This is a genomic window from Marinobacterium sp. YM272 (assembly GCF_050908845.1).
GTDB lineage: Bacteria > Pseudomonadota > Gammaproteobacteria > Pseudomonadales > Balneatricaceae > Marinobacterium_D.
Genome location: NZ_CP194171.1, coordinates 1,655,016 through 1,668,459 on the forward strand (window position 1 = coordinate 1,655,016; position 13,444 = coordinate 1,668,459).

Sequence of the window (13,444 nt, forward strand, 5' to 3'; positions counted from 1 at the left end):
ATGGCTCATCCGTTCGGTATGCAGAAAGAGTCTGCAAAGGGTAACCGGTTTTTTAGCAACGTCATCCCGGCTTTCAAGCCGAAATTCCGGTCCGATTCATTTCCTACTCTGTCCTGGCTGGCAGGGCGAACCCGACACCAGTTTTTCAGCCGTAGCGGTCGGGGCAGCAACCGTGTCCAGCGAAAATCCTGGATAAACCGCTTCAAGCGTCCCGTTTCAGTATCCGCCGTTAAACTCGAAGCGATCGAACCGCGCTATCTGCTGTCCGCTGATCTTATTCCGCTCAGCGCCGAGATGACCGGCACCGATGGCGATGCCTTCACCCTCAGTTACGACGATCAGACCCAGCTCTACAAGATCTACGATGATGATACCGGTGAGCTGGTCAATGAACGGGCGCTGCAGCAAACCAGCGAAATTCGCATAACCGGCAGCAGTGGCTCCGACCGCCTGACCATCGATGTATCCGACGGCTTCATGAATGGCTTGCCGATCTATTTTGACGGTGATGGCGGCGAGGACTCGTTGATATTGACGGGCTCGGGACTGGATCAGTCGGTGTTGAGGGCATTGACTGAAACCAGTGGTGTGGTTGCTCAAACGGCCGGTCTTGAAACCGGCCTGATCAGTTTTAGTGGGGTCGAATCGGTTGAGGACAGCACCAGTGTCGTCGTGCGAGCCTTCGTCAACGATACCGGGGCCGGTCAGGCGATCCGCATCTGGGATTCTGCCGCCAACGATGACTTTGTCGATATCGACGCCGCGGGCACCTCCGCATTCGGCAGCTACCGTCTGGGGCTGGCGGGTGACATAGACCTGGAAGGTTCCGCCGCCAACGACACCTTCTACATCGATGCCGTGGATGCCGGTGCGGCAGGGCTGATCAATATTCTCGGCAAAGGGGGGATGGATACGCTGGTCGGCCCGTCCGAGAACACCACCTGGACCATCGATGGCGCCGATGCCGGTAATGTGGCCGGTGTATTCTTTGACTCCATCGAAAACCTGCAGGGCCAGGCCGATAACGAGGATTACTTTATCGTTACCGCCACCGGCTCGCTGACTGGTGTGCTGGATGGCGGCGAGGGTGGTTTTGACAGTATGGAGCTGTCAGGCGGTATCTATGACAGCGTCAGCTATACCGCCTTCGATGCCCATTCGGGAACCATGGAGCGAGATGGCGATATCCTGTTCTATGCGGGGCTGGAACCGATCACTGTCGGTGGGACTGCCAGTGATGTGATGGTGGACCTGTCAGCAGCATCTGACGAGGCAACAGTCACGCAAAGTGGCGGAAGAGTCTATATCGATTCGTTGGGCACCTTCGAAAGTGTTGACTTCGCTACACCAACAAACAGCCTCACCATAAACATGGGGGCTGATGACGGCGTTTTCCCGAATCTTGATGACTATGTGGGCGATATCTCGCTTGACCTGGGTTTCCTGGATCCAATTGCGTATGTACAGGGCGATATTCTTACCGTCGAAGGAGCGGTGAACCTCGGTGCCGCAAGCTTTACCGTCAACGGAGACGCGGGATTAGACCACGTCATCTTCGATGGTGCCACCAACGCAGACTTCACAGCAGGCATCATCGACATCAATACTGAACAGATCACTGTGGAGGAAGGGGCCTCGGTCACAGGTACATCGGTCGAATTTGATGCTTATGCCAGCGGTAACGGATTGATACCGGTTGAGCTGAGCGAAGGTGTAATCCTTGCGGCTCCCCATGCCGAAATCGAAGTCCTTGGCTCGGTAGTCGCTTCAGCCGGTGATGTCGCGCTGTCGTCTACTGCATTCACCGATATTACTGCCTCTTCTTTTGATCTTGGACCTATAGGTGGCGCGCTTGTGGTTGCGCTGCCTAAAGCGTTGGTAACACTTGGCGATGCTGATAACGCTTTGGCGGCTGGTAGCCTGTCCGCAACGGGCGCGGTCGATATCGATACCCTGGTGGATTTCACCATTATTGCGGACGATGCTGCTGATAGCGACGATGATCAGGCAACGCTGGATGCAGCTATCGCCATTACCACCCTATTCACTGACTCTACTGTCGGTGTTTATGGCGACAGCAATATCAGTGCGGATGGCGCTTTAACGCTTAATGCCGCGACCGATATGGGGGTGACCAGCGAAGCGGATGGCTCGGCTGGCGACGCGGGTGCCTCTGTGGCAGTGACGGTGGTCAATGCCGATACCGGGGTCTACGTTACCGGGAATAGTGGCATTGATGCTGCCTCGATTGATTTAGTTTCCGCACTTCTTGCAGATATAAAGACCACAGCAACTTCGACCGCCGGAGGTGCTGAAGCAAACGGCGGCAGCAATGAGTCTGAAGAACAGCTTGCCGGCAATAATGCTGAAACCAGCGAAGGGTCTGTCAACTTTGCTGGCGCCGTAGTCGTTTCCGACTATCGCCCGACCACGACGACATCCATCAGTACAAGCGGTGCGATCACTTCTGCTGGCAGCCTGAATGTTGTCGCCATCAGCAACGACAGTGTTTACGCGTCCGCCAATGGCTCGAACACAGGCTCTGGCGCCACTGGCGTCGGCGTCGCGGTAGCGATCGGAATAGTTGATCCCACTGTCTCCAGCTCAATTACCGGCGGCAGCATTTCGGCAGCGGATGGGGTGGCCGTCTCTGCATTTATGGATGCCGATGATACGTTCTCGGTAGAGGCAACGTCAGGCAGTGGCGATTCTGCCCAGACCGGCGTAGCCGGCTCTCTGGCGATCCATACGGTGACCATCAGCGTCGAGGCCCTGGTTGGGGGAACGGTAAATCTGATGGGATCGGATCTGGCCATAGACTCCGATTCTAATGTTCACATCATCACCAGCGCTATTCCGGATGAGGATGGCGTGACGGCGGAAAGCCTGGGTATAGGTGCGTCGGTTGCGCTTGCCATTGTCGATGTTCAAACCCGTGCCGTCGTCGATGACGGCGCTTTGCTTACTAACGGAGATGCGCTCTTTGTCAGTGCCCGCAGCACTCAGACGGTTGATACCACCGCTGTGGGTGGTGCCGAAGCGGCTGGATCATCGGCTACTGTCCTGACACCGGTTGTGGCGATCACGATGCTGTTCAGCGATACCGAAGCTGCCATCGGCACCGGTGATCTGTTGACCTTTGCCGGTGATATCGATGTGGAGTCCAGCCTTACCAGTAATGCTTCAACCAAAGCCGAGGGGGATGCAGAAGGCGGTAATGCTGCAATAGGTGCATCCTTCGCTCTGACTATTGATGAGCAGTCCTCAATGGTGCGGCTGCTGCGTGATATCACCACCACCGGGGGAGCCCTGGCATTTGCATCCGCCGGCATCATGCGTTCCCGCACAGAAGCCAGCGCCAGTGCGGCTGGTGCTGCCGAAGAGGACACCGGAGACGCGGCGGATGACGATCAGGTTAATCAGCAAAGCCAGGCTCAAACAGACTTCGCAAATGAACAGGCGACGGATCGCAGCGGCTCAGGATCCGGCACCACCACCGCACCTGATGCCTCGTCTGGAGATGGCTCCATGTCGGTGGCTGCCGGTATCGCCATCAATGTCCAGAATGCCGAGATAGGTACCGAGCTTGGCGACGCAGTCCAGATCACTGCCGATGACTCTGTCACCCTGCAGGCGCTGAGTAACGTGGATTCACATGCCATTGCCGATGGCAGTGCCGCCGATGGCGCCTCTGGCACTGTCGGTGCCGCGGTGGCGATCAACTATGCCGACGTGCAGACGACAGCAAGCACCGGCAACAGCACCATCACCAGTGATGGTCTGCTGGTGGAAGCAGGGATGGCCGAGGGTGAATTCGATCTGTCGGTTGACTCGCGCAAGGTCGTCGATGTCAGCGACGATACGATCTTCCTGGGCGATGCGGCAAACGACCTGACGGCGGGCGATGCGGTTATCTACCATAACGGCGGCGGCACTGACATCGAAGGTCTGACCGACGGCACTGCCTATTATGTAATCAAGGCCGAGGATGGCCGCATCAAGCTGGCCGAGACCGAGGCGGAAGCGATCCAGGCCGATCCGGAAGCGATCGATCTCACCAGTGTGGGCGCCGGTACGGGCCATACACTGACCGGTTCTTCCGACGGCGTTGCCGAGGACGGCGACGTCCTGGCCTTCAATCCTGACGACGACCTTTATCCGAAAGTGGTCGATATCGTCGATAATTCGATCCTGTTGGGCGATGCCGCTGAAGATCTGTCGACCGGCGATGCGGTTATCTACCATAACAATAGCGGCACTGACATCGAAGGCCTGACCGACGGCGACACCTATTATGTGATTCAGGGTGAAGACGGCCGCATCAAGTTGGCTGATAGCGAGGCGCATGCGACGCAGCCCGATCCGGAAGCCATCGATCTCACCAGCGTCGGTGCTGGTACTGGCCATACACTGACCGTTTCCTCCGACGGCGTTGCCGAGGACGGAACCGTCATGACCTTCGATCCGGCGCAGGATCTGTTCCTGCTGACCTCCGATCAGGTCGACTTCCTGCGCACCGGCGATGAAGTGGTTTATCAAAACGGCGGTGGTGGCGATATCGGCGGACTGACCGGCGGCACGACCTATTACGCGGTTGTCGAGGACGGCAAGCTGTCGCTGGCCGAAAGCCGCGACGAGGCGTTCGACGGCGAGACTATCGAACTTACCAGCCCCGGCGGCGGCGATCATACCCTGATCGAAACCACCAGCCGGGCCGCAGCAGATGCCACCTCCGGAGCGAGCGCCGGCAATCTTGGCATCGCTGGCTCAATCGCCATTAACGTGGCGGAGATTAACGCCAGCGCAAGCCTCGGCGAGGGCTCGACGCTGAATATGCAGGATGGTGATGATGGTGATTCTGACGTCGGCATCCTGGCCGCGACTGCAACTTCCGATACCTTCGCCGGTGCCGATGCCGGCGCGCAACAGTCCGACGCCGGCAATATCGGTGTTGGTGCTTCCTTCGCGCTGAACATAGCGGATAACAGTACTGACGCAGCCCTTGCCGGTACGGCCCTGGTGAATGGCGCCAATGATATCCTGATCGACGCAGACGGTACCTACGGTATGCGTACCGATGTCGAAGGCGGCGCCGAGGGGGGGACAGCGGTTTCGCCTGTCGTTGCCATCTCCGTTGCGAAGAATGACACCCTCGCTTCAGTAGCTGAGGGTACGGCTCTTACAATTACCGGCGATCTGACGGTACACGCCCTCCATGTTGCCGAGACGGTCACCACAGCCAAGGGCGATACCACCGGCTCTAGCGCGGCCATCGGCATATCGTTCGGGCTAACAGTTGCCGAGGATTCGGTATCTGCAACCCTGCTGCGTAGTCTGACCTCCAGCGGCGGCGGTTTATTCCTTCTGGCACAGGGAGCTGCTGCATCACGCACCGAAGCTGAGGCTTCGGCTGCGGGGGCGGAAGAAGAGGATGAAGGAAGCGCAGCCGACGACAATGGCGTAAACGACGCCTCACAGAGCCAGCTCAACACCGCCAACACTCAGACTGCGTCCCGTACCTCTGAAGGTTCAGGCACAGAGACGACATCAGCGCCGGATGCAGAGACTGCAGACGGTCCAATAGCTGTGGCTGCGGCGATCAGTCTGAATATCGGCTCTCTGGATGTCAGCTCGAAGATTGATGGCGTTACTGTCAATGCGGACGGCGAGGTGTCCAGTGTTGCCGAAGGTAACTTCGATGCCGGCGCAGAAGCCAGCGGGGAGGCCGCGGATGGCGGTTCCGGTTCGGTGGGCGCTGCAGTGGCTCTTAACTTTGCCAATGGTACCGTCGACTCCACTGTTACCGATGCAAGCATCACGTCGGACGGACTCAACATCACCGCGTTGATGTTTGAGCGCGACGAAGATGCCATGCATGATTTCTATGCCAAGTCGACTTCAGGTGCCAGCGGTGGTGACCTGGGTGTCGCCGGTTCCTTCGCGCTCAATCTTTCTGATATTCAGACGAAGGCTTCGCTTGGTGACGGTTCAACAGAGGTGACCGCGAATATGTCTGGCGGGTCGGTGACCATCATGGCCGACTCGAACACCGGTAGCCTGGCATCGGCTGAAGCAGCTCAGGAAAAGGGTGAAGCCGACGAAGAGCAAACCTCCGAATCAAATGGCGAGGGCAGTCAAACAGAGCAGTCATCGCAAACCGGCGACACCATCGGTGTTGGTGCCTCCGTTGCGGTCAACGCAGCCGATACCACCACCTCTGCAACCGTTGCCAACCTGGCAACAGTGTCCAGCATCGACGAGCTGGCCCTTACTGCAAATGCGGAGCATGAAGCCAATGCCAATGTTATCGGTGGCTCCGAGGGGGGGACTGCGGTCACCCCGGTGGTTGCTATTGCGGTTATCCAGAACAGTGTAACGGCTCTGATCGATGATACGGCTGTTATAAGCGGCTCAGGCGATGTTTCCGTTTCAGCCTCCCTGCAGGCTGATACCGCCACCGATGCCGAAGGCAGCGCCGACGCCACCAAGGCAGCGATTGGTGCCTCTTTGGCCCTGACTATTGCCGAAGATAGCGTGCTTGCCCGCATCGCGGGTGAGGTCACCACCTCTGCCGGTGGCGTGACCGTGTTGTCGCGTGCGCTCACTTCCAGCCAGTCCTCCGCAACGGCTAGTGCCACCGGCGAGAAGGAAGATGGGGCGGAAGGTACTGAAGAAAACGGCGTTCAGAACCAGACCGACAGTCAGGTTGGACATGCCAACAGCACCGGTGGTACTGAGGAGTCTTCGCCCGATACGTCGACCTCAAGCGGATCTTTGAGCGTCGCCGCTGCAATCTCTATCAATATTTCCAATAGCTCTTCCGTTGCCGAGATTGCAGGGCAGGGTGATGCCGCAAATGTCGTAGCGGACGATTCGGTCAGCGTTAGAAGCGAGTCCAACGCCGATGCGGCTGCGCTGGCCGACGGCCGTGCCGCCAGTAACAGTGCCAGCGATACCAATATCGGGGCTGCAGTAGGCGTAAACGTCTCCAATATCAACAACAAGGCAACTATTACGGACGCCAGCGTTGAAGGTGATGGAGTATCCGCAGAAGCGGTGATGGCCGAACGCGAATACGACTTTGAGGTTACCGAGAAACAGGTCGTCAACGTAGACGACGATACGATCTATGTAGGCGAGCTTGAAGATCCTTTTACCACCGGTGAGGAGGTTGTCTACAGTGATGGCGGTGGCACCGCTATCGATGGACTGAGCGACAGCGAAACCTACTACGTGATCGTCGGTGATGATGGCTTTATCAAGCTTGCCGCCAGCGCAGATGACGCCAACGACGGCAAGGCTATCGATCTCAGCGATCAGGGACTCGGCGGTGCGCATGAGCTGGACCGCTCAGCGGCCGGGTTTGACGCTTTTACCTTTAACCCTGCTGAAAGCCGTTTTGAAATTGATTTTGATGACACTAACGGACTCACCACCGGCGATGCGGTGCGCTACGAGGTTGGGCCCGCCAGCACAGCCATCACGCCGCTGGCTGATGACACCACTTACTACGCCATCATCGAGGATGGCCAACTGAAGCTGGCCGAAAGTTATGAAAAGGCGCTGGTTGGTGATGCCATCGAGCTGATTGACGCAGGCACAGGTGCTAACCATGCCCTGATCAACGCCAGTCATGGTGCAAATGTGGATGCACGCTCTGGTGCTGCTGGCGGTAAGACCGGTGTGGCCGGTTCTGTCGCCGTCAATATCGCCAGGGGTGAGACCCTGGCGTCCTTCGGCGAGGATGCCGAGGATGCTGATAACGTCGTCATTGTTATCAATGATGCCGATAACGACGGCAACAGCGATGTTGGCGCCTCAAGTATTCACGCAGAAGCGACCACATATACGCTGACACGTGCCTTGCCGGGAACAGCGGCTACCGGATCAACGACCGGTGTTGGTCTTTCCTTCGCCATCGCCTACGCAGCGCATGATACCTCTGCGCAGATCAATAGCTTGGCGACTGTGACCGGTGCCAATGATCTTGGCGTTGACGCGGATAGCAGTCACCGAACAGTGACTCTGGCCCAGGCGGGTGCCGCATCGAGTGGCGGTACCTCGGTGGGTGGATCACTCGCTCTTGGTATCTCTGACAACACCACCAATGCCAAAGTATTGGATGGGGCTGCTCTTGATGTAAGTGGTGACCTCTCGATCACTGCCGATGCCGGCCTGGTTATGGCAACCGAAGCCAATGCCGAGGTTGATGGCGGTCAGACGGGGGTTGGCATAGCGCTGTCATTGGGTTGGGTTGAGGACGACACCACCGCATCGCTGGCGCGCGATGTCTCAACCGGTGAATCTACGGCCAACGACGTCAAAGTCGAGGCCGGTAGCCTGATCACTGCGACAGCACTGTCGACCGGCAGTGCTACTGGCTCGAAACCCAAATCCAGCGGCGGCAGTACCGCTCAGGAAGAGACCTCAAGTCAGACCAGCTTCGTCAATACGCGCACCAACAGTTCGCTGACGGAGCCCACACCGCAAACCGATGTGGCACGGGCGAATCAGCAATCTCAGAATCAAACAAGCAATCCGGGTGGTCAGGGCGGAAATGCCCAGCAGTCCAGCACTCAGACCTCCGGTAGTGTATTGCGGGTAGCCGGATCCCTGGCCGGTTCGGTAATCGTTTCAGATGTAAGTGCCGAGATCGCCGATGGGGTCACCATCGATGCTGAGGGCGATCTCGTCGTTAAGGCAATCAGTGATGCGGACTCCCAGACCGAGGCGATCAGTCTCGCGTTTACCGACACCTCCGCCGATACTGTCAGTGCTGCAGTGGCATTCAATGTTGCGTTGATGGAAACCACCGCACGTCTCGGTAATGGCTCCACCACGGCTGGATCGGTCAGGGTGGAGGCCGGTACCACCGACGGCGAGTTCAACGAATTCAAGACCCTGGCGCTGGCCGGTAGTGGCGCGGTTCAAACCGGCAGCGGTAGCGGCAGTAGCAATGGCGGAACCGGTAGCTCCGGTGATAACGCGGATTATGGTATCGCCGGTGCAGTAGGCATAAATGTCATCGGTTCGGCGGCTGACCCCAACACCGTGAGCGCCATTATTGCTGACGATGCGGAATTGACGGCACTCAGCGGTGATGTGGACGTTTTGGCGCGTCAGAATATCGGTATCCAGAACATAGCAGGCGGCGGTGCCCTGGCGTTCGGCACCACTGGCGGTGGCGGCGGTGGTGGTAATGGTAGCGATACAACCGTCGGTGCTGCGGTCGGCGTGAACTTCGTGGATACCGAGACATTTGCCAGCATCGGCGCGGGAGCAACCGTTGATGCCGACAGCGGTCTTGGTACCGGCAGAAGTGTCAACGTGTCGGCCCAGACCTCGATAGTACCCCTGGAAATTATTTCCCCGTTTATTGACGATGCGTCGACCGGCATCGATATCACTACCCTGGTGATCGGTGCAGCTATAGGTTCGGGCGGTGATGCGGGAGCAGGCTCCGCAGCAATCAATATCTTTACACCGGTCACCCGCGCCAGCATCGGTGCAGGGGCTCAGGTTACCGCTGATGAGGATGTATCAGTCGTTGCCGGGGACAGCACTCATATCATCGATTTTGCCGGTGCTCTGGCCATCGCCCTCGGTACCCAGAAAGAGGGCGCCGGGGTCGGTGTCGGCCTTGATGTGACGGTGGTGACCAAGACGACTGAAGCGATCATTTCAGCCTCAGACGATGTGGACGTTCCAACACTCGTCGATGCCGGCGGCAACATCATCGTTGAGGCCGATGGTCAGGAGGAGTTCTTCCAACTGACGGTTAACGCCGGGGCGGGTGACAGTACCTCCGGTGCCGGCGGACTTAACGTGCTGGTTAATCTGACCGATACCCGTGCGCTGGTTGGCAGGGATCCGAATGCAGATGAGGTAGAAGCTGGCACAGCAAATATCGATGCAGACGGCAGCGTTGTCGTCGCCGCCAACAGTAAGACCACCATCGACAGTGCTGCGGGTATTCTGGGCCTGTCATTCGGCGGCGGCAGCTCGGTGGGTATCAGCGTTGGCGTTCTCGTCGATATCGACAACACGCTGGCGATCGTTGGAGATGGAGCCGATATTCGTGCTGGCGGTAACGGCACTGCGGTCGACGTAAGGGATGGCATTTTCGACGGCGATGGTGATCAGGGCAGCGAATCTATCCGAGGTCTGGCGGTTACCGCGACCAGTTACGAGAATGTGCTCTTGGTGGCCGTGGCGGCCTCCGGTTCTCTCGGTTCGGACAACAGCGGTAACAGCGGCGGATCCGGCGGCAGTAGTTCCGATGGCGGCACCCAGGTCGGCATCGCCGCCTCGGTGGGCGTTGCGGTGCTCAAGGGGGCAACCCAGGCCACCCTGGGTGTCGATGCCGACGTTAACGAAGTTAACACGGATCCCAATGACGACCAGGGTATCCTGCTGCGCGGTGCGGATGAAACCAACCTCACCAATGTGACGGGCGGCTTGGCTATTACCGTGGGCGGTGATGCCGGAGTTACCGGGTCGGTTACCGTCAACGAGGTCGACAATTTTGTCTGGGCGCGGGCGCTTGGCGAGAACACCCTGAACGCTGCTGACGGAGGTGTTCGCCTCGACACGGATGCGAAAGTCGATATCGACGCGGTTACTATCGCGGTAGCCGGCGTGATCGACACCGGATCCTCCAGCAACAATAACCAGTCGAGCTCGGTGGTTTTCGCCGGCGCTGGCGCGGTGACTGTCAACATCGTCGAGACCGCATCGCGCGCCGAGATCGGTGCCAACAGTACAGTTTCCACGACGGGGGCCGTTGCCCTAACCGCCGATGATAACTCCAGCATCACCGCCGATGCCGGTGGTGTGGCTATAACAATCACCAGTGGTGACGGCACCACAGCCGGCTCTGTCGGCGCCTCAGTGGCAGTTAACGATCTTACGCAGACCATCAGTGCCAAAGCGACAGATACCGGCATAACCTCCGGAAACTTCAGCGCCGCTGCCAATAATAATGCCGAGATCAATGCGCTGACCATTGCCGGTTCCGCAGCGGTATCCACCAGCGGTGGCGATGCTTTCGGCGGGGCTGGCTCGGGTTCCGGCAACTTTATCTCCGCAACCACCGAAGCCGGAATCATGAACCCCTCGGGCATCAAGGTGCTGAACGCCAGTGGCAGCATCACAGTCCTGGCCAGTGATACAAGCAGCATCGATGCCGACGCTGGCTCCGGCGCGTTGGCGGTGTCCACGGGCGACAATGGCAGCCTGGGGTCTATCGCTGTCGGTGCTGCGGCCGCTGAGAACCATATCACTCGTACCGTCACCGCGGAGCTGCAGAATGTCAGCGCCATCGGCTTGGACGACGATGACGATCCGATCACTACCGATGTTACCGTGAGTGCCACGGCTGGCGGCATTATCGATGCATTTACCCTCGGTATCGCCGGTGCACTGACCAACAGCGGCACCCTGGCTCTGACGGGTGCCGGTTCAGGCTCTGGCAACTTCATCTCATCCGAGACCAAAGCAGTTATCGACCCGAGCAGCTTCAACATCTCGGGTGACATGACGCTGACTGCCACCGATACGGCAGATATCACGGCCACTGCAGGTGCTGCTGCGGTCTCTGTCGCGGTATCCAACGACGGCACTAATGTAGGTGTAGCCCTCGGCTTTGCGGTTGCAGTTAACGAGATTGACTCCTCCGCCGAAGCGCTTCTGTCGTCAACCAGCGTGACTGCCGACGGTGCGCTCAGTGTCACCGCCGAGACCGGTTCTACCATTGACGCGCTGGCATTTGGTATTGCTCTGTCACTGTCCCAGTCCAGCAGTTCCAGCTCGATCAGCGCCGCTGCTACGGGCGCCCTGACCTTTAACACGATCACCAGTTCGGCTGTTGCCGAGATAGAGGATATCGCTGACACCGATGCCAGCATTAGCGTTGGAGGCAATCTGATTCTGGGCGCGACCGACAATTCGGAAATCACCGCTGATGCTGCTGCTGCCGCATTCAGCCTCTCAATCAGCTCAAGCAGTACCTCGGTGTCCGGTGATATCGGTGTGGCCTATGCCGACAACGATATCGAAAATACCGCCCGCGCGGCGATCAACGACATACAGGTGACCAGCGAAGCGGGTAGCGCCGAGCTGACAGCACTTTCCAATGCCACCATCGATGCCCTGGCGGTTTCCGCATCCCTGGGCATTGGCACCTCCTCCGGTGGTACGTCGGCCACTTTCTCAGCCGACGTTTCGCTGGCGCGCAACGATATCGATAACACTGTCGAAGCCGTTATCGAAGGCGGCGCCAGCCTCACCGCTGACAGTGTCAGTGTCAGCGACAGCGTCAGCCTTTCGGCCACCGACAATACAACGATAACGGCGGATATCGTTGCCGCCTCGATCAGTGTCAGCTCCAGCAGTGGCGGTAGCGGCGGTGGATTGAGCATTACCGCCACCGACGCCAAGAACTATGTCGACAACACCACCAGGGCTGTGGTTGACGGTTCAACTGTGACCACGGACAACTTCACCGCCGATGCTGAATCCACCGCTACCATCAGTACCAATGCGGTCTCTGCGGCGATTACTGTGGCCAACAGTGGCTCCTACGCCCTGAATGGCACAGGTACGGGCGCCGGTGCCCTTAACGACATAGGCAATAGCATTGACGCTGGGGCGATCAATGGCTCGACACTGACTCTCGGTGGCTATGCGGATATCGATGCCACCAACAGCGCGACGATTAACGCCAATGTGGTCGCCGCATCCGCTGCGATCACCAGCGGCAGCAGCGGCTCCATCGGTCTTACTGTTACCGTAGCCACGGCCGATAACATCATCGACACAGAGACCAGGGCCAGGGTCGATGGCAGCACGCTGTTGGTCGACGGTGAGGTGAACATCAATGCTGATTCCGCCGGTACCATCGATGTGCTCGGGCTTGCTGCCACGTTGAATATCACCGCGAGCAGCAGCGGTACCATTACTGTCGGCGCCTCCGTTACCGTGGCGGTGGTACAGAATAGCGTTAACGGCCTGGTTGAGTCGGTAATCCGCAATAGCACAACGCCGGAGGATGAATCCGTCGGCAGTGTAGTGATCAGTGCCAGCAACACCACCATGATCGATGCCACCTCTGGTTCGGTGGCAGTAGGCATCACGGCCTCCAACGGTACTATCTCGTTCGGCGCTGATGTGAGTGCTGCAGCGGCCACCAATGAAATTGGCACCAGTGTTACTGCCGGAATTCTCGCCTCGACCATCGTGACCGGCGGCAGCGTCGATATCGATCTGAACTCTTCGGTTGATGCCAGCGTTACAGCCTTCGCTGCCAGCGTCAGCATCGGTGCTTCCGGTAACATTTCCGGCACTATCGCGGGAGCAGGTGCTGGTGCCAGCAACAACCACACTGGCGAGTCACGCGCAGTGATCGAAAACAGCACGGTCACGGCCACCGGTGCTGTCACTATCG

1 protein-coding gene (running past one end of the window) is annotated in these 13,444 nt (G+C 58.5%); it reads left to right on the plus strand.

Going from position 1 to position 13,444, the window contains the following annotated elements; genetic code table 11:
- Window positions 1–13,444 carry the beginning of an LEPR-XLL domain-containing protein gene (locus tag ACQUQP_RS07570; protein ID WP_432698192.1) on the plus strand. Its footprint extends 27,227 nt past the window's final position, so 13,444 of the gene's 40,671 nt are visible here — the first part of the coding sequence; the start codon lies at window positions 1–3; the stop codon falls past the right edge of the window.